The following is a 22,463-nucleotide window of genomic DNA, read 5'->3' as shown; positions in this document are numbered from 1 at the left end:
ATTAGAGAAAAATAATTTCAATGGTTTCAATTGGATCATCTACGTACAGTAAACGATTGCTTCACCTAGTAAGTTGGAGCCATTGGTTTACCTTTTTTAATATTCTGGCAGCCATTGTGTTGTCTTCTTTTTATTTGTTCAGTGAATCAAGCCCTGAAACTTTACTAGGAAAACTGTATTTAGTTACTACCTGGTTTAGTCATATGGGCTTTTTAACCTTTATCGGTTTTGTACTGATCATATTTCCATTAACACTTATTTACCCTAAAACTCGGCTTATCCGAGGCACAGCCTCAATTGTGTTTACTTTAGGTTTGTTGTTACTGCTACTTGATGCTTTTATCTATGCTAGGTTGGGTTATCATTTAAATGCTTCATCCAGCGAACAAATTATAGAACTGATAAAAACACAAATTGATAGAAATCATCGCGCTTTCTGGTTTATCAGTTTAGTGTTGTTTTTTGCCATATTAAGTTTTCAACTACTAGTAAGTAACTACGCTTGGAAACACTTAAGAGAATTGCAAAAAACCGTTTACCCTAAATTTATCGTCTCTGGATTAGTCCTCTCTTTCTTTTTTAGCCACATTACGCACATTTGGGCTGATGCAAACCTTGAGTACGATATTTTACGGCAGGACACTATGTTCCCTCTGTCATATCCTTCTACCGCTAAAACCTTATTAACTAAATACGGTTTGTTTGATAAGCAAGACTATATCGCGAGACGAACGAGCACTTTGTCGTTTGAATCAATACCTACTTATCCGACCTTTAATGAAGATTGTGACAGTAAAACTAAGTTACAACGTAGTGCCATTTTAGTGCTAACCGACAAAGATTTAACTGAACGTCAAATTGACCAGTTCGCTCAACGTTCAAGTGTTAAACACCTAAAATTAATCAAACACATTGATAACGCGTTACCAAATGATTCTTGGTTCAACCTCTTGTATAGCCTGCCGTCTATCTATAAGGCGCCGGTTTTAGCAAGTGGTAAAAAGCCTGTTTTATTTCAGGTGCTAGAGAATAAGAATATCGAGGCAACACTCACTTATTTTGGCGAAGTTGAAGAGCACACGACTGTTAAATCGTTTGAACCCATGTTTAACCAAGTTGAAAGCTTTGACAATATTTCTACTTATATCATAGGTAAAAAGTTTAAAGAGCAAACAAACGGTTTGCATATCTTTTATTTTTCAGGTGATAACCAATATCAGTTTGAATTGTTTATTGATGCCCTATTACTTTCTCAACGAGAAGCTAAAACAAAAGATCTTATTTGGATTAGCTCGATTGGTAATGAAAACATTGATAGTGGTTTAAATATTAAACCAGCACTATTAATCGCTCCCAATGGCGAATCTAAACCTGTAAACGCATTAACCAGTCATTTTGACTTAGTACCAACGTTAATGAATAACTGGTTGGCATGTTCATCAGATGTGAAACGTTACAGTGTGGGTGAAAATATTACGACGTTAAATAAAAATCGTGTTATCGCCAACACGGTAGATAAAGGCATTATGGTGTTTAATAAAGACAAATCTGTATTTATAGATCAACACGGTAACTTCCAAAGTTACTCTAGACAATTGGAATCACCAATTATGGTCAGTAAAGATTTTCCGTTAATGATTGATGGGGTTCATTTTATTAAACAATTTACCTTGAACGGCGAAAACTGATTAATAAAAGCTCAATTAGCGCAGTATTGTGTGATAATTCATTGCATTCATGAATTTACACGCTATTATACTGCGCTATCGGGATATAGCGCAGTCTGGTAGCGCGTGCGTCTGGGGGACGTGAGGTCGCAGGTTCAAGTCCTGCTATCCCGACCACTTTTCTTAATTACTCTTCAACTAATTGTTCAAAACGACAACGTTCCACATTATCTTCAGATAAAGCTTTAGAAACAGCTGGCATTATTTCATTATATTTTTTAGCTAACGTCCAAGGCGGATTAACGATTATCATCCCAGAGGCGGTCATCCCCTTTTCTTCATCATCAGCAACACCCATTTCAAACAGTTGAATATTTTTCATTCCTGACTGTTTAAAATTATGTTCTAGTTCATCAATTTGTTCTCTTTTTACTACAGGATACCAAAGCATAAACGTAGTATTAGGTGCTTTCTTGTGGGCTTTGACGATCACATCGACTACGGTTTGGTAGTCAGATTTTATTTCATAACTTGGATCAATTAACACCATTGCCCTTTTACTTTGTGTCGGCAAAACGGTAGTTAATCCTTTAAAACCATCTTCAAACTTGACGTAACATACTTTACGTTGTTCACAGTGCTCTTTCAGCTCTACAATGGTTTGCGGATGCATTTCATAAAGCCAGGCATGATCGCCATATCTAAGCATTTGCTTAGTGATCAAAGGAGAGCCAGGATATTGATCGTGCGCTAAAAATGGTCTGATCACCTCTTGTAAGTTTTCTAAACCCGGTAAACTTAGCTGTTCAAGTTTTAAAATACCATTGATACTTTCACCAGTTTTTAAGGCTTCTTTAGATTTTAAATCGTAAAGGCCTGCACCTGCGTGTGTGTCAATGTAATCAAAGGGTTTATCTTTTAACTGAAAATAAGTAATACACTCGACTAAGATCCAATGTTTGATCACATCAGCATGGTTACCAGCATGATAATGGTGTTGATAGCTCAGCATAACGAATAGCGCTTAACGTCTTTAAATTTAGAATGCGCGAATTATAGGTGAATTCCCGTAGGCAGGGAAATGAGAATTTAAATTGCTTAAGGTTGCATATTCAAAATAAAAGCACCTAGAGCGTAAATTGATCAACCGACTTTTCCAATTTTTTTGCTAACTGGGAAACTTGTTCACTATGAGCAATGGTGGATTGTGATTTGTTTGATGATTCTAGACTTAAGCGTTCAACTTCAACCATACTTCCGCTGATATCTGCACTTAGCTGATTTTGCTGCGTCGCTTCTTGTGCAATTTCACTGCTATTGGTATGTATTTTTTCTATTGCTCTATTGATCAACGATAATGTTGTCAACAACTGTTCAGTATATTGCTGGCAAACGTCAGCTTCATTTTTACTGTGTTCGATATCAGTAACTGCCAGTTGTGTTTTGTCTTGTAAAGAGCTAATCATACGATGAATTTCTGCGATAGATTCTTGTGTTCTACTGGCCAGCATTCGTACTTCATCTGCAACCACCGCAAATCCACGACCTGCTTCACCTGCTCTTGCAGCTTCAATTGCTGCATTTAATGCTAACAAATTGGTTTGATCGGCAATTGCCTGTATGGTGTCTAATATACCGCCGATGTTTTGTGCTTCATCTTTTAATGCGCCCATTAAACCATTGGTATTATCAAGCTTATGTGCCAATTGCTCGATGTGATCACTTGATACATTAGCCAACGATTCAAGTTCACCGCTTTGTTGTTGTGCGTTAGACGTTTCTTGTTCAGCATTATTAGCTTTAAACAAAACATTGTCCGCTGTTTCACTCAAATGAGTTGTTATCATGGCAACATTAGAAACTTGTTCTTTTTGTAGTGAAAGTGACGAGGCAACATCAGAAATGGCACTATTTGATTGTGCTGCATTTACGTTGAGTTGATGAGCATTTTGGCTTATTTCACCAATAAGTGCTTTTAACTGATTAACAACAAGGTTTACATTTTTTGCTAGTCGACCATATTCGTCTTCCGTTTTGATTGTGACTTCTTTGGTCAAATCTCCAGTTGCAATGCGTGATAACGTACTATTAATACGAGCAAGTGGCAGCACCATTTCACGAATAGTATAAAAAGCGATAATGCCACCTAATAAAATGATGATAAAGACAACAACAACAGTGGTGTTAGTACCTTGTGCTACATTTTCAATAATTGACTCTTGCTGAGTTTGGTAAACCGCTTGCACCCTCTCATAAAGCAATTCAATAGCTTCAATAGATTGAGACAGCAGTGCCTTTTGCTCTTTTGCAGCTAAAGCTAAGTTTTCATTTGATAAGATCACCTCAAGCTGCAGTTGGAACAGGTTACCTTCATTAGATAACTTTTCTGTAATTTTGCTATATTGTTTACGAATATCAACAAGCAAAGCTTCACTGTGATGACCCTGCACTAAACGAGACACAAAAACAAACAGCTGTTCGGTATTTGTAAGTGCAAGAGAGATTGTTTCCTGTAGTTCAACGACTTTGCCCTTTTCTTCTAGCAATAACGTTTCAGATAAAGTATCTCTTAGATTAATTACATATCCCTCAATTTGCACGGAGGAGGAAGATATTTGTTCGATTAGTGCTGGATTTTTATCATCTTCTACATAAGAAAACTCTATTAATGCTTCTTCTAAATTATCTAAAGCCTTATCAAGCTCAGCTAACTGATTGGTTGCTCGGTATGTAGAATCAATGTTTTGAGTTTTTAAAGCAAACATCCTTTCTACCTGCTGCCGATAGTTGTCATAGCTAACATCGAACAAGGCTAACTGAGATAATGTTTGTTTAGTGTGCAATAACTGCGGAAGAATATCGCGCTCGTTTTTTAGAGATTGTGTGATGTCTGCGAACGATTGCTGTTCTAGATTCAAAGTATTTTTATCATGTAGATTTGGAATATTAGACGAAATATTTGATTGTTTTAATAACAATATTTCTATGGCAATACTTCTATCTTGGGCAGGAGACGCAAAGTTTTTTACCTGCTTAGCGGCGTCATCTATCCCCCACAAAATGTTAACTGAAACCGCACTAGCTACAATGTAAAAAACTAAAATTGTACTAAAGCCAACGATTATTTTACTCGCTACATTTAGATTCATTTTGCATCCTAATTAAGCCCTCTTTTATTTATAGCGTTTTTTATTGCTTTTGCGAGTTTTTATAAAGTTACAAAAATACAACTCTACTACCTCCAAATAAAACAGACTCTAACTGCTAATTACCCAAACAGACGAACCGCTGTTTAAAAATACTTAGACAACATGTGAATACTTACTTCTTACCACGAAAGAGTTATTAGGGTTATACCGAGCCACCTTTTTAGGGTTACCTGGGTTATTATGTAAAAATACTGCAGAGTTATAAGGGTTATTAATGTGTGGACAGCACGGGGTTGTTGGGGTTATCATGTTTTTAAATTTTTGTCAGAGAAGCAACATGAAATATCCAGTAAAAATCGCACAGCAAGTAGCGACTAGTGAGTGGCAATTAACAGTGCCTGATCTACCTGGTTGCACAACAAGTGGTAAGTCAATTGACGATGTATTGATTAGAGCACAAGATTCGATTGCAGATCATTTAGCAATCTTGTCTGAGTATGGGGAAAGCATTCCGCATGCTTCAGCGATTGATGGTTTTATTAATGGACAACCACAAGTAAATGTTGTGTGGGCAGTGGTAGATTTTGATATAGTTCCCTACTTAGGAAAAAGTCACAAAATTAACGTAACCTTACCCGAGTTATTGATTAAAAAAATTGATGATCGGGTAAGTAAATCTGAAAAATATAAAACGCGTTCTGGTTTTATTGCCAACGCCTGTATCGTTGAATTAAATAAGTAGTTTTTATGAATAACAGAAATTTATTATTGTTAAGTGCATCTCGTGTAGGAAGTACTGAATACTTGTCTCATGCCCTGCCGTTAATTAAAGAAAAACTGACTGGTTGTTCCAATGTAATCTTTGTGCCATTTGCTGGCGTAACATTATCTTATGATGAATATACAACTAAGGTGAATAACGCCCTATCAAGTATCGATGTCAGAGTTAAAGGTCTACATGAATTTGAAGACAAGCAAGATGCTCTCACTCAAGCAGATGCTGTCATTGTTGGAGGCGGCAATACTTTCCATTTATTAGCAAAACTATATGAGTTTAGTTTAATAAAGGTTATCAAGGAGCAAGTAGACCTTGGTAAATTGCGTTATATTGGTTGGAGTGCCGGATCTAATATTGCGGGCCTTTCAATTAAAACCACTAACGATATGCCAATTGTTGAACCAGAAAGCTTCGACGCAATTGGCTTAGTTAAATGCCAACTTAATCCCCATTACACTGAGTATAAACCGGCAGGTTTTAATGGTGAAACACGCGAGCAGCGGTTAAGTGAATTTATGGTATTAAACCCAGAAAGTCACATTATTGGTTTAGTCGAAGGTTCAGGAATTTCTGTTGAGGGTGACACAGTCAACTATGTTCAGGGAAATGACGTTAACGAACCGCTATTTCTTTTCAATAATCAAAACAAAACGGCAGTGACGTCGTTTCCAGCAGACTTATCTATCTAATGTAATCACTATCACCATTATTCAACTAATAATGGTGATATATCGATGAGTTCAGCCACTTTGTTAATATCAGGTTCAAAGCCAACTTGACCAAGAAATTGCGTATCAAGCAAAGTCTTTAACTCATCGATGTTTTCCTGCAAATATGGCATTTCTTGTTGGCAATTAGCTACCCAGCCAATACAGTTTAAGCCATCTGAAATTATCGATTGATAAGTTAACACCGCATGGTTTAAGCAGCCAAGCTTCATATTAACCACCAATACAACATCTTGTTCTGTGTCTTTTACAAAGTCTGACAAAAACTGGCCATTACCTAAAGGTAGACGCCAACCGCCTGCGCCTTCTGTTAAAATTACATCAGCTGATAACGTGGTTAGTGTATTAAAATGTCCTGTTACTTGCTTAACGGTAATCGCTTCACCCAAAGTTAAAGCGGCAATATGAGGAGCGATTGGCTCTTGATAGGCAATTGGATTAACTTGCGATAAGCTTTGTTGCCCGTTTGCTTGTTGTTGCAATCGTTGTGCATCTTCATTGACTAGTTCACCACCAATAACCTCACAACCAGCAGAAATTGGTTTAAATACCAATACCGTGTTTTGTTGGTTTACTAGCTTATTGACAATTGCACAGGCGATATGGGTTTTCCCCGCATCAGTATCAGTTGCGGTGATAAATATTTTTTTCATTTTTAACTCGTTAACTTTACAACCATGCCTGAGAAGACTTTATACGTTGCCGGATATACGCCACTTGGCTCCTGAAATTCTTGATAGGCATGGATCATTTGTTTCCATTTATCTTTGCCTGCTAAACCTTTGTTAGTTTTACTTGGCACGTGACTAGCGCCTAAACCCTTAAGTTCGTGTGCTAAGTGCAACACGTTTTCATATTCAAGCACGACGTCTTGTTCACGGCTTTCAAGCAATTTACTTTCCGCGGTATTACAAGCATCAGTTAAGTGATCGAGCGTTTTAAAGTCTATAACGTGTTTATCGCTGTCTACTTTACTCCACGACGATCTTAATTCAAGCAAGGTACCGTCGGTTAGCGTGGTAAAAATGAATAATCCACCAGGCTTTAACACTCTTAAAACTTCCGAGATCACCTTTTCGATGGGGTCGCACCACTGGATCATTAAGTTAGAATAAACCAAATCGATACTTTTACTGGCAAATGGTAGAGAAAATGCGTCGCCTTCTAACCAGCAAATATCAGTACTACGGTTATCTTTTGCGTAATTGAGCATGTTTGTCGAAATATCAACGCCAAACACTTGTTGATATCGACCTGATAAAATCTCAGTAAAAAATCCCGTACCACAACCCAAATCAATCACACTGAGATCGTTTCTGTTGGGTAACCATGGCATTAAATGTTTGCCACTAAATCGTTGTAAGCGCGCTGATACGTCGTAAGACTCCGTTGCAGAACCAAATGATTTTGCAATGTTAATGCGCTTTTTAATTTCAAGCATTTATTGAATAACCTTATTTATGCTTTCAGCTAAGTAATTGATATCCTGCTCTTTATGAGATGAACACATGGTAACGCGTAACCTTGAGGTGCCTTTGGCAACTGTGGGTGGTCGAATGGCGGTTAACCAAATTCCTTGTGCTTTTAATTTATTTGCTGCTTCAATTGCCTGCTGTTCACTACCCAACACTATGGCATGAATAGACGAAGATGTTGGTAGCAAATTGACGTGCTGATCTAGTTTAGTAGAAAATAGCTGACTCAAGTGATTTATTTTTTCTCGACGCCAATGTTCTTTTTCAATCAGTTCAATACTCACCGCCGTTGCCCATGCGTTTGCTGGTGACATCGCGGTGGAATAAATATAATGTCGTGCAAAATTTACTAAATAATCATGTAAGTCATTATCGCATGCGATAAATGCTCCACTGGTGGCGATCGCTTTACCACAGGTTGCCATGATAATATCGATATCGGCATTATCTGCTACGCTGCCTTCACCATGTGTGCCTTTAATGCCAATGGCATGGGCATCATCGATATAAAGCTTGGCGTGATTTGTTTGGCAAATATTTCCAAGTATTGCTGTATCAGCAGCGTCACCGTCCATACTAAATACACCTTCAGACACCACTAACTTATTACTATATTTACTCGTTGTGAGTAATTGGTCTAAATGGGCGTAGTCATTATGTTTAAAGCGTTTGGCATAGCCATTTTGGCCAAATGCACCATCAATTAATGAAGCGTGTGACAGCTTATCTAAATAAAACGCTACATTTTCGTTTGCAAGTGAACTTAATACGGCTTGATTGGCTGAAAAACCGCTGTTAAACAATAAACATTTGGGTTTGTTGAGCCATTGGCAAACTTTTTCTTCTAAATGCTGATGTGCGTATTGATAACCCGAGATAAGACTCGATGCACTCGAACAGCTACCAAACTTTTCAACACCCTGCGCTAGCGCTTTGTTAATTTCAGGATGATGATTTAATCCTAGATAATCGTTAGATGAAAAATTTAAATACTGCTTACCATCAACCACTAAATGTCTTGCGTTTTGCTGTTCAACTAATACACGACGGCGTTTTAGGTTGAGCAAATCTTGTTGCTCAACCCGAGTACGGAGAAAATCAAAAGACATTCTGCAAAAACTGACTATTTAGTGGCGTCGTAGAACAAGTCACTGCTTTGTTGCTCAGCCACTTTGGCATGCAATACTTGCTCTTCTATTTCTTCATCTAAATTATTAGCAATGGTTTCTGTGTTAATGCCCAGCTTTTTAAATAACATAACATCTGCATTTGTTTCAGGGTTATTGGCAGTTAATAGTTTGCAGCCGTAGAAAATTGAGTTTGCACCGGCTAAGAAACACATAGATTGCATTTGTTCGTTCATTGCATCACGACCTGCTGATAATCGTACATGGCTATTTGGCATCATGATACGAGCTACTGCAATACAACGGATAAAATCGAAATTGTCTAAATCGGCAACGTCAGCTAACGGTGTACCGTCAATTTTCACCAACATGTTAATTGGTACACTTTCTGGCTGTGGTGATAAGTTAGCAAGCTGCGCTAACAATGAAGCACGGTCTGTCGCCTTTTCACCTAAACCAACAATACCGCCGCTACATACTTTCATACCGGCCGAACGCACATTGTCTAAGGTGTCTAATCTATCTTGGAAGCTACGAGTGGTAATAATCTGATTATAATGTTCTTTTGAAGTATCTAGATTATGGTTGTAGTAATCTAGGCCCGCTTCACTCAGTTCAGTTGCTTGATCAGCTGATAACATACCCAGCGTCATACAGGTTTCCATACCTAGTGCTTTTACACCTTTTACCATTTCAACTACATATGGCATGTCACGTTCTTTAGGATTGCGCCAAGCAGCCCCCATACAAAACCGTGTTGAACCTTGTGCTTTAGCTTGTTTGGCCGCTTCTAGTACCTTTTCGACTTCCATCAATTTTTCTTTTTCGATGTCAGTCTTATACCGTGCACTTTGTGAACAATATTTACAATCTTCAGGACATGCACCTGTTTTGATTGATAAAAGCGTACTTACTTGTACTTCGTTAGGATTGAAATGTTGACGATGTACACTTTGTGCGTAGAACATCAAATCGTTAAAAGGTAAATCAAACAGCGCCTTAACCTCGTCGTGTGTCCAATTGTGGCGCAGTTCGCCCATATTAAAGTTAATCGCTGATTGCTCTTGTGACATGGTTTAAGCCTTTTCTATTAATAATTGCATCGTCAAATCTTAACGGGTAGTCTATGCATCGCCTTAAACATGTCAACAAAATTAAAGCCTCAAAGTTAACATATGACCAATTTATATACTGATTTAATCGATTTTGACAAAAATTACGTGTGGCACCCCTACACATCAATGAGCAATCCTCTTCCTTCGTATTTAGTTGATAGTGCACAGGGTGTGCATATTAAGTTGGCTAGTGGCGAGAAATTAATCGACGGCATGTCATCTTGGTGGTCTGTTTTACATGGGTACAACCACCCTGCACTTAACCAGGCACTTCACCAGCAAATTGATAAAGTGTCTCATGTAATGTTTGGTGGTTTGACGCATGAACCTGCGATCACTCTTTGTAAAAAGCTGATTGAATTAAGTCCTGCTGGTTTAGAACGTGTATTTTTATCTGATAGTGGCTCAGTCTCAGTAGAAGTCGCCATTAAAATGTCTATCCAATATTGGCAGAGCCAAGGTTTATCAAACAAAAGTAAATTGTTAACTGTTAGAAATGGCTATCATGGTGATACGTTTGCTGCGATGTCAGTTTGTGATCCAGTTACAGGCATGCACCAGATATTTGATAAGGTGCTAATGAAAAACCTATTTGCTCCAGCACCAAGTATTGCTATTGATGAGCATTGGGATGAAAACTCAACACAAGCATTAGCTGAACTATTTGCACAGCACCATCAGGAGTTAGCCGCTTTTATTATTGAGCCGATCGTTCAAGGTACTGGCGGCATGCGTTTTTATCACCCTAATTATTTAAAAACGGTCAGAGAGCTTTGTGATAAATACAAGGTGCTATTTATCGCTGATGAAATCGCCACAGGTTTAGGGCGCACAGGAAAACTGTTTGCTTGTGAATGGGCCGATATTAGCCCCGATATTATGTGTTTAGGCAAAACCTTAACCGGTGGTTATTTATCTTTAGCTGCTACATTATGTACGGAGCATGTCGCAACCACTATCAGTAACGGTGAAGCCAGTTGTTTTATGCATGGTCCAACCTTTATGGGGAACCCGTTAGCCTGTGCTGTTGCCAATGCCAGTATTGACTTGCTTATTTCGTCAGATTGGCAAGCTAAAGTGAATCAAATTGAAAGTTGGTTTATTGAAAAAATCAAGCGTTTAACTGGTGCCAAACGTGTTGCACAGGTAAGAGTATTAGGATCGATTGCCGTTGTAGAAATGACTGATTCAGTAAATGTTGCTGAAATTCAAAAACATTTTGTTCAAAAAGGTGTTTGGATCCGCCCTTTTGGTAAACTTATTTATATGATGCCACCGCTTGTTATTGAAGAGCAGCAAATTGATACACTTATTGATGCGATAGAATACGCCATTAAATTTGACGAATGTTTTATTTCATCAACTGAATAACAATATAGATAACCCAAGAGACGCTGACGACGAATAACAGCCAGATATTAAAGCGCTTATCATCTGTTTTTCGTCGGCTTCTATATTTATGTATTAATAAGGTTACGTAACTAAATAACGCACTTATCCAAAGTAATACATATAAGTAACCTGTCATCGGCGTTAGCCAAAACTGCCTCACCTCAATGCCTTTATACCTAAGTACGCCGTAATTTGCTTCGGGCGCCGCGTAATATGAAATAATCAGCGCAATAGCAAATACAAGCCACGCTAGTATGGTGGTCACTCGTAAAGCTTTTAACCAAACATCGTCTTCTTTACGGCGTTCTTCGCCACTAAACTCTTTATTCAAGTCGGTTATTCCATCAATTATTACACTATTGCCAATTTATCTAGGTTTATTTGAAACTTTTACTTGTTTAACAGCGTCATCACGGTAACATATCAGCCCTTAAATTGAAGAACAAGTTTATAACAACGCATACAAGAGGTTTGATAAATGTCAGTTATTGCTATTACTGATGTGTTAGCAGGCAAGTACCCTGTTAACGAAGAAATCACTGTGCATGGTTGGATCCGTACTCGTCGCGATTCAAAAGCCGGTATTTCTTTCTTAGCGATCCATGATGGATCATGTTTCGATACTATTCAGGCGATCGCGCCTAATGAGCTAAATAATTATCAAACTGAAATTTTAAAGTTAACTGCTGGTGCTTCAGTAAAAGTAACAGGGATTTTAGTTGAATCTCCGGGTGATGGTCAGTCGTTTGAAATCCAAGCAACTGCTGTTGAAGTATTGGGCTTTGTAGAAGATCCAGATACTTACCCGATGGCTGCCAAACGTCACTCTATTGAGTTTTTGCGTGAGCATGCACACTTACGTCCTCGCACTAACATTGGTGGTGCAGTAACACGTGTACGTAACTGTTTAGCACAAGCGGTTCACCGTTTTATGCATAGCAAAGGTTATTACTGGATCAGCACACCACTGATCACAGGTAGTGACTGTGAAGGCGCTGGTGAAATGTTCCGTGTTAGTACGTTAGACATGGAAAACTTACCACGCACTGAGAAAGGCGATATTGACTACAGTGAAGACTTTTTTGGTAAAGAGACGTTCTTAACGGTTTCTGGCCAATTAAACGTTGAAACATATTGTTCAGCCTTATCAAAAGTTTATACTTTTGGTCCAACGTTCCGTGCAGAAAACTCTAACACCAGCCGCCATTTAGCTGAGTTTTGGATGGTAGAGCCAGAAATCGCATTTGCTGATTTAGGTGATGCAGCAACGTTAGCAGAAGAAATGTTAAAGTACGTATTTAGTGCATTATTAGAAGAACGTGCTGATGATATGGCGTTTTTCCAACAACGTGTTGATAAAACCGTTATCGATCGTTTAAATGCTGTGATCAACAGTGATTTTGTCCGCATGGATTACACTGATGCCATAGAGATTCTTGAAAACTGTGGCAAGACGTTTGAAAATCCAGTGTCTTGGGGTGTAGATTTAAATTCTGAGCATGAACGTTATTTAGCGGAAGAGCACGTTGGTGGTCCAGTAGTTTTACAAAACTACCCGAAAGATATTAAATCGTTCTACATGCGTTTAAATGACGACGGTAAAACTGTTGCCGCAATGGACATTTTAGCACCAGGCATTGGTGAAATTGTTGGTGGTAGCCAACGTGAAGAGCGTTTAGACGTGTTAGACGCACGAATGAAGGAAATGGACTTAGATCCTGCAGATTACAGCTGGTATCGTGACTTACGTCGTTATGGTACTGTGCCGCATTCTGGCTTCGGTTTAGGTTTTGAACGTTTAGTTGCTTACGCTACAGGTATGCAAAACGTTAGAGACGTGATCCCATTCCCTCGTACACCAAAAAATGCTGCCTATTAATTGCAAACAATTTGTAAAAGCCTAACAAAAAGCCGCTGATTTGCGGCTTTTTTCTTATTTAGTGACTGTATATTTTCCTGTGTTAATTACAAGTACGTAACGTTAGCTTCAAAATATCGTTCAGGTTTAGTCGGTAAGGTTTTGGCTTTAGTTCCTATATATAAAAACCCAGCAATATCGTCTTTTTCATCTATGTTCAACGCCACCTTTACATCGTTATTAAACGCTAAGTCACCTGTGCGCCACATTGCTCCATAACCTAGTGCAAAAGCGGCCATTTGCATCGCATGTGTACAACAACCTGCGGTGATCAACTGTTCCTGATGAGGAACTTTGTCGTGCTCTTGGTACTTGGTACTTACCACAATGATGAGTGGCGCACGAAATGGCATTTTTGCGGTTTTATCTAACTTTGCTTGGTCAACACCCTGCTTTTTAACGGCTTCAACATAAATATCACTTAACTTCTGAAGCGCTTCATCTTGAACGACAGTAAAATGAAAAGGTGCTAAAGCCGCATGATCTGGCACCCGCATACCAGCGGTTAAAATGGTTTTTAGATCACCTTGGCTCGGTGCGGGTACAGTTAATAGTGGATCTGATTGTCTAGATAAAAGTAGTTCTATGGCGTTCATAAATGATTATTGGCAAATTTTTTTTGTTTCAGCCAATAAGTATATAGGTAATAGTCGGCACTAGTAAATCGCCCACCGCCAATAAAAATTAGTGCTAACAACATGATAAAGTATGTTGCAGCATGCTCAATACCGTTATTTAACACGGCGATATTCCCCTTGGCATACAACCAATCTGTGTTGCCATTTTCTTCTAAAATATCTTTCATTTTATTTAAACGAATGGACACTTGTTCACTATTATTTAAGCTTTCTTGCGCTTTTTCAACACCAAACCAAGCAACAACTTTAGCTGGACTAAAGTCAGGATTACTTGGGGCAACAGCAAACCAACCATGTTGCCAATGCACTGTTGTAGCGGCAATAAACATAGTGACCATTAACGGAATACTTATCAGTCGTGTAAATAAACCAATAACTAACATCCAACCACCCAAGAACTCGGTCCAAGCGGCTAAGTTTGCTAACAGCTCTGGAAATGGTAATCCTAATCCCCATTCATTATTACCAAACCACTCAACAACACTGCTACTAGCAGTAAGAGAAGATATACCAGAAACATCAGGGTTTGATAAATTTAGTTTGCCATAGCCAGCAATTATCATGGTTGGTGCTAGCACTAGCCTGAGTAGCAAGGCAGGTATACCGTCGAGATACACTAAATTTTTAACAGCACTTTGGTAATATTGAATGATTTTCATAGACTAACTTTTTTATTAACAATACCCATTAGAACTTAAGTCTAGTAATTAAATTTCAATATTTGTGATGAATTCATTAAGCTTAAAGGACTAATTAATTTAATTTATTACATTTTCGACTACATTAGTGATCGAGTTTTATATAGCATATACAACAAAGTTAACGAGTTAGAGAATATATGAGCGATAATCAACCAGGCGCTTTTTCAAGGATAAGCCGAAGTATTTTTCATTTACTTAATACCACACGTAAAATTATTATTAATTTAATTTTCTTTACTATCATTTTGATCTTTCTAGTTGCACTTGCAAGTGATGAAGAGCAAATAAAAATTCCCCCTTCTGCAGCATTAGTGTTGGATTTGCATGGCGACTTGGTTGAGCAAAAAGTTGAAGTTGATCCAATGGAAGTTTTTGTTAATGAAGCATTAGACCAGCCACAAGAAAGTCCAGAAGTTTTAGTTCAAGACGTAATCGATGTTATTGAACGCGCTAAAAACGACAACAGAATTAAGCTACTAGTGTTAAAACCTCAAGGTATTTCCAGCGCTAGTATTACTAAAGTGAAAATGATCGCAAAAGCAATTGAGCGATTTAAATCTTCAGGTAAAAGAGTTATTGCCATTGGTGATGGATATACCCAAGCACAGTATTACATTGCCACTTTGGCTGATGAAATTTGGTTGGATCCTAATGGATGGTTGTTGTTAGACGGTTACGGTAGATATCAACTTTATTTTAAATCTGCATTAGACAAACTAGCAATTTCACAACATGTGTTTCGCGTTGGCACTTATAAATCTGCTGTTGAGCCATACATGCGAGATGATATGTCTCCAGAAGCTAAAGAAGCCAACCAAGCATGGTTAAACGACTTGTGGACACAATATAAAACTGACGTTGCTGCTCGTCGCCAATTTAAAGTAGATAATTTCGATGAATCTATCACCACCTTAATTGATAAGCTCGAAAAAGCTGATGGTAAAATAGCGCAATATGCGCTGAACAACCACTGGGTTGATGAATTGAAAAATCGTCATGAAATGAACAGCGCCATTAGTGAAATTGTTGGTAGCGATGAAGACGATGTTTATCATGCCATTGGTTTTAGAAAGTACTTAAAAGCAACAGCGCCAATTGTCCCTCTCGTTAATCCAAATAAAGATTCAGTAGCAGTTATTGTTGCAAAAGGTGTTATCTTAGATGGAACACGTGGACCAGGTTCAATTGGTGGCGATAGTACTGCAAGTTATTTACGCCAGGCACGACTAGATGACAGTGTTAAAGCCGTTGTTTTACGTGTTGATAGCCCAGGCGGCAGTGCTTTTGCTTCAGATGTTATTCGACAAGAAATTGAGCTAATAAAAGAAGCCGGTAAACCGGTTGTTGCATCGATGGGAACTTATGCCGCTTCTGGTGGTTATTGGATTTCAGCGCCAGCAGACAAAATTATCGCTTCACCTACAACGATCACGGGCTCTATTGGTATTTACGGCTTTTTAATGACCTTTGAAAATACGTTAGAAAAAGTTGGTATCTTTACTGATGGTGTAGGAACTACAGATCTTGCAGGAGCAGGCATTACCCAAGGTTTAAGTAAAGGTGTGTCACAAATATTTCAGTTAAGCATTGAACGTGGCTATCAAGACTTTATTGAGCTTGTTGCCAACAATCGTAACATGACACTTGCTCAAGTTGATAAAATTGCACAAGGTAGAGTTTGGTCAGGTACTCAAGCGCATCAATTAGGTTTAGTTGATGAACTTGGCGATTTAGATGATGCAGTAAGCCTCGCGGCTGATTTAGCAAAACTTGATGATTACCAAGAAATTTTAATAGAAAAAGAATTATCTCCAGAAGACATATTTTGGAAAAACTTCTTTTCAGAAACTGCTCAGTTTTTACCTGTTAGTAACACTGTTACCACAGCAACGCCACTAGATTCTTTCATTAAAACATTGAAGACTGAATTTAAAGCGATTAATGAATTAAATGACCCACAAGGGATCTACGCTAAGTGTTTAGCGTGTGAGATAAATTAATTACTAATTTACTATCTTTTGGTATCATCTGCCCCGCTTAATGCGGGGTTTTTTATTCGTAAAATAATTAAGCACCGATAAATAAAAACTCTCGCATTCAATTAATGATGGTAAGGCTAGTATGAAGAAAAAAATCTATGTCGCCTATACAGGCGGTACAATCGGGATGAAATCAAGTGATAAGGGTTATATTCCAGTTAAAGGTCACTTAACTGAATCCATTCAAAAGATGCCTGATTTCTATCGTGAAGAGATGCCTGAATTTACTATCAAAGAGTACCACCCGCTTATTGACTCGTCGAACATGACGCCTTCAGAATGGCAGCGCATAGCAGACGACATTGCTTCTCATTATGATGAGTATGATGGATTTGTCGTACTACACGGCACCGATACCATGGCATATACCAGTTCAGCACTCTCGTTTATGTTTGAAAACTTATCCAAGCCTGTCATTGTCACTGGATCGCAGATCCCCTTTAGTCAACTGCGCTCAGACGGGCAAGTTAATTTGCTAAATTCATTGTTTATTGCCGCAAACTACCCTATCAATGAAGTTGGATTGTTTTTTAATAATCAGCTATTTAGGGGAAATAGAGCAATTAAGGCCTATGCAGATGGCTTTAACGCATTTGAATCACCCAATATGCCACCCTTACTGGAAGCTGGTATTAATATTAAGTTGATTAGTGGTGCTTTATCCGAGCCTGAGCAATTACCACTGACACTAACAAAAATCACGCCACAGCCTATTGGTGTTGTACATTTATACCCAGGTATAAGTAGTGAGTTGGTTGCAAATGTTATTAAACAGCCTGTTAAGGCTTTGATTATTAAAAGTTATGGTGTTGGTAATGCACCACAAGATGAAGCATTGTTAGCATGTTTGGAACAAGCAAATAAAAACGGCATTATTATTGTCAACTGTAGCCAATGTATTAAAGGCAAAGTTAATATGGGAGGTTACGCCACTGGCACTTCATTGAGTAACTGTGGTGTAGTAAGTGGTCAAGATATGACATTAGAAGCTACCTTAACCAAATTGCATTATTTGCTAAGCCAGCCTTTATCTAATGCAGAGATTAAATCGAAACTGCTAGAAAACTTACGTGGTGAATTGAGTGCTTAATAAAGCGCTCTGATCATTTTTTCAAAGGAAAAGTTATACTGCGGTGATTTTGTGTGGGTTAAGGTGAAATTTTTAAAATCCACTTTAGTCCAATCTACTTTCTTCGATAAAATTCCATACAGATGGATATTTGACCTGTCTATTATTTCTAAATCGTAGGTGCGTCCCATGTCACCGCCTTTGAAAATTGTTTTGCCATGCTCCTGATCATAAATCTTCACTAACGCCCAAGCTGTTTGCATAAAGTGACCACCAACACTTGCAGTCAGCTCCCCAGCACGAATTCTGTCAATTCCCTCGCCCGTCCAATCAATACCACCAATTTTCATGTCTTTATTAATATTTGTGCCGTGGCCACTTTTTACCGAATCTAAAATACCTAATGCCATACCATCAGATGCTGCCCATGCCACATCTATTTTGCCAAAACGTGAAGTTAGCTGATGAATGATGTGCCTGCTTCTTTCTCGACTCCATATGGCAGGAACTACTTGCGCCAATTGCACTTCTTTATGATCTGCAATTGCCCGTTCTAGTCCACGAGTTCTATCTGAGGATTCACCACTAAAACTTCCAGAAATACCAATAGCAACTAAGTTTTGCTCTGGGTTATGTTTCTTCGCTTCCGCAATTAGCCTTTCAGCAAGTAAATTACCTGCGTATTCGTTATCGTGAAAAACTTCGCCAATCCAATACTCAAAAATTTCACCAGGGAAGCCGATTTTTTGTTGTTCACTAATTTGCAGTGTACGTTCGACCGTTATAAAAGGAATTTTAGACGCGTTTAAGCTACCAAACATTCGCTCAGCTGTTCCATCAAAAGGCATAAAAATTACATAGGCAGGTTTGTTTTTACGCGCAGCAAGTTCTTCAATAACTTCGAGATTAGAAATACGATTATCTTCACCATAAACGACTTCAAGGTTTATGGATAAATCTTGAGCTGCTGCTTTTGCTACCGCCGTAACACGATCCCAAAAGGGAGTACCAGGGACAGAAGGATTAACAAATACAACATTGATAGCGAGGCAGTAGTTATGCACGAAACATAACACGAGCAATAACACAACTTTCATATCAGTACTCCTACAGTTATTAAAACTATAGCAGCAATTTTCTAAGCCAAAAAAAAAGCCACAACATTTCTGCTGTGGCTTTGTATTTAATTAAGGTTTACTAGTTTGTGAATATAGCCTGTGCTCTATCAATTAAAGGTATGTCTTGCACATTGATTTTGCCAATAGTTAACCACTCGTTAAGCCCTTGCTCTAAGGAATTTAACCGACCGGAATTCATCTGCTCTTGCATCATCTCTAATTGAAGTGCTAAACGTCTGTCTTGTTGAGCTTTTGGCGATTCCTTTCCTGCTAGAATTTCCAGAGCTAACGTTTTATCAATTCTTTTTTGCAAATCACCTACCGCTTTAGCTTGATTATCAAGCAAACGTTTTTGCCAAACAGAAGAAATATCATTAAACTGTTTGAAATTTGCTATGTCATTTTCAGCACCAAAATGAAGTGCATCAAATACCAATTTCCAATTTTCAGTTAATGCCTTGGCTTTTAAATTTTGTTCTAACTTTTCAAGCTTACTGAATTCATTTCTAAACAATTTTTCAATGACACGATTGTTCTTGTCATTTACATCCACTTGTTTTTCTAAGTCTTTCAGGTTACGCGTTACAACCAACACACTTTCTAACTCATTGTTTTTAAGTTCTTTAGTGATGTCTTTTATCTTTTCCTGATAACTTTCTTCTACTTGCTGTGCTAGTTGTTTATTGGCTACAAATTCTTCACTACGTTTGGCAAAAATCTCATCATTTATTTTTCTGAATTCTTTCCAAAGTGAGTTTTCATGTTTAGGTCCACTATAGCCAAGTGCTTTCCATTTGCTTTGTAGTGCTTTAACTTCATTTACCGCATAACTAAGATCTTCTGCTTGTAACAGTTCGTTAGCTTGAGCAATCAAAAGTTTTTTAGCATCAATACTTTGTTGATGTTTAACATCTATTGCTTGTTTTACCGTTTCAATAGCTGATTTAAATGCTCTATTTAACTCGCGATAAGCTACTCGGTCAACTTCTCCGGCATCACGCCATTTTTGCTTTAATCGATTAAATTGTGACTCGTATTGTTTCCAATCTAGATTCTCATCTATCGGTAAAGCGGCTAACGTTTGTGCTTCTGCCAATGTTTTTTGTCTTTCAACTAAATGACTTTCACGCAACTTTTCTTGTTCTGCATAATACAAGCGACACGGCGCAAATGCTTTTTCACTTAAAGAATTAAACTGTTCATTAAGGTCACGTTCGATGTCATCATCTGCGTGCCCTAAGGTATTCCAAAGTTTTCTGAATGATTTTACTTTTGATGCTTGCTGGTTTGGATCTGTTAATGGAGATTCTGCAAGTTCAGTTATCTGAGTTAAAATTTCTTGTTTGCGCGGCGTGGCAATATAGTGCTCCCAATCACTAAGATCAGCAATTTTTTCAGATACCGTTTGAAATTCGCGTTGCAACTTGTTCTTTTGAATATCACTTAAATTTTCATATAAGGTGTTGGCTTTCTTAAACACGCCAAAAGCTGCGTTATATTTTCCTGAGTTGATCAAACGAGCTACGTCTTTGATCTTACGTTGGGTAATATGAAACTGTTTCTTTTGTTCTTGTATTAATGGCGCTAATGCTTTATCCCAATTATTTTTTATTTCTAAATAAGCGTTATGAATAGATTCTGGCAATACACCAGATGCGGCTTTATTGACTTCACGCCAATCGTTTTTCCAACGCTTATAGTCACCCTCTTTTTCGTCTAACTGTTCTATGGTTTCAGGGAATGACACCTGTGACATTTTGGAAATTAAGTGTGTTGCAGAAGATACCGCTTCTGCTACTTGAGGCAATTTATTAAGCTTTTGTCTTATAGATGTAAGCTTATTAACTAGGTCGGTTTTATCTTTGTTATGAATAACTGACGCCTGAACTTGCTCAATCAGGTTATCGATTTCTTGGTTTGTGCTTGTCTCATCAACCGTATTAGTGTCAAAAATAGCTTGTGTAATTTTTTGGTCGATTTCCTTTTGTTGCTTTTTGAAGCTAGATAAGGTTTCTTGGCGCTTTAATGTTAACTCTTGCGCTATTTTTTCTTGCTCGTATGCTTCGGCTTGTGGCGCGAGCACTTTTTGAACCGTATTTTCAATTTCTTGAAAACGATTAAGCAAAGTGTCACGTTGTTCATCTGATAAGCAAGAAAATTCGTTGGTTAATGTCCGCCACTCTTCAATAAGCTGCGATTTATTCTCAAGGGCTAGTTGATAGTCCTTTGCATCTTTTAATGCTAAATATTTCGATAGCACTAATTGCGCAGCTTTAGTAACCTTTAATGGTTTTTCTTGAAGTTCTTTTTCTTTATTTAATATATTTTCTATTGTCTGTTTAACTGCTGGGTTAACAGCTACTTTTAATAACTTGTCTAAACCTTCACTGGTAGTACAATGTTCAATTAATGCTAATTGTACTGCTTCATCTTGATGTTGCTTAAACACCGAATGCAATAATTGTGGTTTATTGACTCGGTGATATAGCGCAACAACAACGTCAGCATCAGTTTCAGCTTTTAGCCAGTTTTCTAACAGGCTCGCTTTTAGTTTTTCATTAATAAATTGTTTTTTGTCTTTGGTCGTTAGCCTAATGTCATGATGACCTAGCAGCACTTTTTCTACTTGTTTTTCAGAAAAAGCTTTAACCGCATTCATTGAATTACTTTGGCTCGCTTCGTACCAAACAGACAAACTGTTAATTTTTAATAATGCAGAACGTCTAACTAGTTCACTTTCATCATTTTTAGCAAGTTCCATCAAGACATTGTAATGTTCATCAACTTTTAAAGAGAGCTCATTGTTGATAGCTTCTATTCGAACAGCACTATCTTTATGTTGCCATGTAGGTTTAAAAAATTTAGAAAAGATCATATGTCTTTGAACCTTGCGATATCATTTTCATTTTTGTTGCACGGTGTAATAGTGTCAGGCTCTTGCCCTGTAAACTCTTCCTTTAACTGTCGCTTTGTTTTTTGCACAATATTGCCGTCTGAACCAATAGACAACATTTCAGAGGAGTTTAAATGCTTAGCTTGATAAGCCATAGATAACTGAAGAGCTGAGTCTCTTTGTGCAGGATCAACGGGTGTGCCTTCTGGCCATTTACCCGTTTCAGCTGCATGTTTTAAACGCAAATACATGTCGTGCGACATGTTTTCTACAACTTGCAATATGTTCATGAAGATTTTAACTTTCGCTTTAAAATAAGTAATTGAATTCTTGTAATAATATATGACACAAAGCCAATTAGAATAGCGCCTGTTGAAATATAGTATTCTAGAGTATTTGGCTGTACGTTTTTCGCATAGTAATACAAAAAGCCACCGCAGAAAAACAACATAGCAATAAACGAAAAAGTCATGATACGTTGTGATTTTTGGATAGTGTTCACACGTCTAATTGTTGACAACTGTTCAGTGTCCAATTCACCTAACACTAAGTTACAGTTAGAACAGGTTTTTGCTTTATCAGAAATTTTACTATTACATTGCGGACAACTAATTACTGCCATTTATACTCTCCAAAAATTTTTCCCAGATATTCTA

General features: G+C 37.8%; 20 protein-coding genes and 1 tRNA gene. 8 read left to right on the top strand and 13 right to left on the bottom strand.

Translation table 11 applies throughout. From position 1 onward, the window contains the following. Positions 1–20 precede the first annotated feature (20 nt). Together IE199_RS09935 and IE199_RS09930 are read left to right on the top strand one after the other, a co-directional pair. Complete coding sequence (locus IE199_RS09935) at positions 21–1,688, top strand: DUF3413 domain-containing protein (RefSeq protein WP_189769872.1); 1,668 nt, start codon at positions 21–23, stop codon at positions 1,686–1,688. A 79-nt stretch (positions 1,689–1,767) separates the two neighbouring features. After that, a tRNA-Pro gene (locus tag IE199_RS09930) sits at positions 1,768–1,844 on the top strand. Positions 1,845–1,854: 10 nt separating this feature from the next. Here IE199_RS09930 and IE199_RS09925 read toward each other — a convergent pair. Then, entirely contained in the window at positions 1,855–2,679 is an 825-nt protein-coding gene (locus IE199_RS09925) for a 23S rRNA (adenine(2030)-N(6))-methyltransferase RlmJ (protein WP_189769870.1), read from the bottom strand. Positions 2,680–2,794: 115 nt separating this feature from the next. After that, a complete protein-coding gene (locus IE199_RS09920; protein WP_189769869.1) occupies positions 2,795–4,816 on the bottom strand; it encodes a methyl-accepting chemotaxis protein in 2,022 nt (673 codons plus the stop codon). A 337-nt stretch (positions 4,817–5,153) separates the two neighbouring features. On the opposite strand from IE199_RS09920, the gene IE199_RS09915 reads away from it, so the two are divergent. Then, positions 5,154–5,558 (top strand): type II toxin-antitoxin system HicB family antitoxin, encoded by a 405-nt coding sequence (locus IE199_RS09915; RefSeq protein WP_189769867.1) that lies wholly within the window; start codon positions 5,154–5,156, stop codon positions 5,556–5,558. A gap of 5 nt (positions 5,559–5,563) precedes the next feature. Beyond that, the gene (pepE, locus tag IE199_RS09910) at positions 5,564–6,283 is read left to right on the top strand and encodes a dipeptidase PepE (protein WP_189769865.1); all 720 of its coding nucleotides are present in this window, start codon (positions 5,564–5,566) and stop codon (positions 6,281–6,283) included. A gap of 17 nt (positions 6,284–6,300) precedes the next feature. Here pepE and bioD read toward each other — a convergent pair whose 3' ends face one another. The 4 genes from bioD to bioB are packed head-to-tail and all read right to left on the bottom strand — an operon-like array spanning position 6,301 to position 9,997. Continuing rightward, positions 6,301–6,975, bottom strand: a complete 675-nt coding sequence (gene bioD / locus IE199_RS09905) for a dethiobiotin synthase (RefSeq protein ID WP_189769863.1) — start codon at positions 6,973–6,975, stop codon at positions 6,301–6,303. Between the two features lie 2 nt (positions 6,976–6,977). Further along, positions 6,978–7,763 carry a malonyl-ACP O-methyltransferase BioC gene (gene bioC / locus IE199_RS09900; protein ID WP_189769861.1) on the bottom strand — a complete coding sequence of 262 codons (786 nt, stop codon included), beginning with the start codon at positions 7,761–7,763 and terminating at the stop codon, positions 6,978–6,980. After that, a complete protein-coding gene (locus IE199_RS09895) occupies positions 7,764–8,906 on the bottom strand; it encodes an aminotransferase class I/II-fold pyridoxal phosphate-dependent enzyme (protein WP_189769859.1) in 1,143 nt (380 codons plus the stop codon). A 14-nt stretch (positions 8,907–8,920) separates the two neighbouring features. Continuing rightward, complete coding sequence (bioB, locus tag IE199_RS09890) at positions 8,921–9,997, bottom strand: biotin synthase BioB (protein ID WP_229854645.1); 1,077 nt, start codon at positions 9,995–9,997, stop codon at positions 8,921–8,923. A 102-nt stretch (positions 9,998–10,099) separates the two neighbouring features. On the opposite strand from bioB, the gene bioA reads away from it, so the two are divergent. Continuing rightward, a complete protein-coding gene (gene bioA, locus IE199_RS09885) occupies positions 10,100–11,410 on the top strand; it encodes an adenosylmethionine--8-amino-7-oxononanoate transaminase (protein ID WP_189769857.1) in 1,311 nt (436 codons plus the stop codon). Here bioA and IE199_RS09880 read toward each other — a convergent pair. Further along, positions 11,391–11,762, bottom strand: a complete 372-nt coding sequence (locus IE199_RS09880) for a hypothetical protein (RefSeq protein WP_189769855.1) — start codon at positions 11,760–11,762, stop codon at positions 11,391–11,393. The two genes, bioA and IE199_RS09880, sit on opposite strands and share 20 nt — an antisense overlap. A gap of 147 nt (positions 11,763–11,909) precedes the next feature. On the opposite strand from IE199_RS09880, the gene asnS reads away from it, so the two are divergent. Continuing rightward, the gene (gene asnS / locus IE199_RS09875) at positions 11,910–13,310 is read left to right on the top strand and encodes an asparagine--tRNA ligase (RefSeq protein WP_189769853.1); all 1,401 of its coding nucleotides are present in this window, start codon (positions 11,910–11,912) and stop codon (positions 13,308–13,310) included. Between the two features lie 86 nt (positions 13,311–13,396). On the opposite strand, the gene IE199_RS09870 is transcribed toward asnS, so the two are convergent. Together IE199_RS09870 and IE199_RS09865 are read right to left on the bottom strand one after the other, a co-directional pair. Beyond that, positions 13,397–13,945: an NAD(P)H nitroreductase gene (locus IE199_RS09870; protein ID WP_189769851.1), complete on the bottom strand. Its 549-nt coding sequence runs from the start codon at positions 13,943–13,945 to the stop codon at positions 13,397–13,399. After that, positions 13,942–14,646: an HvfX family Cu-binding RiPP maturation protein gene (locus IE199_RS09865; RefSeq protein ID WP_189769848.1), complete on the bottom strand. Its 705-nt coding sequence runs from the start codon at positions 14,644–14,646 to the stop codon at positions 13,942–13,944. Before IE199_RS09865 ends, IE199_RS09870 begins: the two co-directional genes overlap by 4 nt. Before the next feature lie 179 nt (positions 14,647–14,825). Here IE199_RS09865 and sppA point away from each other — a divergent pair, with 179 nt between their 5' ends. Both sppA and ansA read left to right on the top strand, forming a co-directional pair. Beyond that, positions 14,826–16,688: a signal peptide peptidase SppA gene (sppA, locus tag IE199_RS09860; RefSeq protein WP_189769846.1), complete on the top strand. Its 1,863-nt coding sequence runs from the start codon at positions 14,826–14,828 to the stop codon at positions 16,686–16,688. 121 nt (positions 16,689–16,809) lie between these two features. Beyond that, positions 16,810–17,817 carry an asparaginase gene (ansA, locus tag IE199_RS09855; RefSeq protein ID WP_189769844.1) on the top strand — a complete coding sequence of 336 codons (1,008 nt, stop codon included), beginning with the start codon at positions 16,810–16,812 and terminating at the stop codon, positions 17,815–17,817. Here the strand turns inward: ansA and IE199_RS09850 are convergent. From IE199_RS09850 to IE199_RS09835, 4 genes are all read right to left on the bottom strand, one after another. Then, positions 17,814–18,893 carry an ABC transporter substrate-binding protein gene (locus IE199_RS09850; RefSeq protein ID WP_189769841.1) on the bottom strand — a complete coding sequence of 360 codons (1,080 nt, stop codon included), beginning with the start codon at positions 18,891–18,893 and terminating at the stop codon, positions 17,814–17,816. The two genes, ansA and IE199_RS09850, sit on opposite strands and share 4 nt — an antisense overlap. Positions 18,894–18,993: 100 nt before the next feature. Beyond that, positions 18,994–21,789 carry a DUF349 domain-containing protein gene (locus IE199_RS09845; RefSeq protein WP_189769839.1) on the bottom strand — a complete coding sequence of 932 codons (2,796 nt, stop codon included), beginning with the start codon at positions 21,787–21,789 and terminating at the stop codon, positions 18,994–18,996. Next, the gene (locus tag IE199_RS09840; RefSeq protein WP_189769837.1) at positions 21,786–22,097 is read right to left on the bottom strand and encodes a YeaC family protein; all 312 of its coding nucleotides are present in this window, start codon (positions 22,095–22,097) and stop codon (positions 21,786–21,788) included. Before IE199_RS09840 ends, IE199_RS09845 begins: the two co-directional genes overlap by 4 nt. Next, a complete protein-coding gene (locus IE199_RS09835) occupies positions 22,094–22,429 on the bottom strand; it encodes a zinc ribbon domain-containing protein (protein ID WP_189769835.1) in 336 nt (111 codons plus the stop codon). The genes IE199_RS09840 and IE199_RS09835 overlap by 4 nt, the downstream gene beginning before the upstream one ends. Positions 22,430–22,463: the final 34 nt, after the last annotated feature.

Source organism: Thalassotalea marina, from assembly GCF_014656435.1.
GTDB lineage: Bacteria > Pseudomonadota > Gammaproteobacteria > Enterobacterales > Alteromonadaceae > Thalassotalea_C > Thalassotalea_C marina.
The sequence above is the reverse complement of the archived record's forward strand: the minus strand, read 5'-3'. Positions and strand labels throughout refer to the sequence as shown.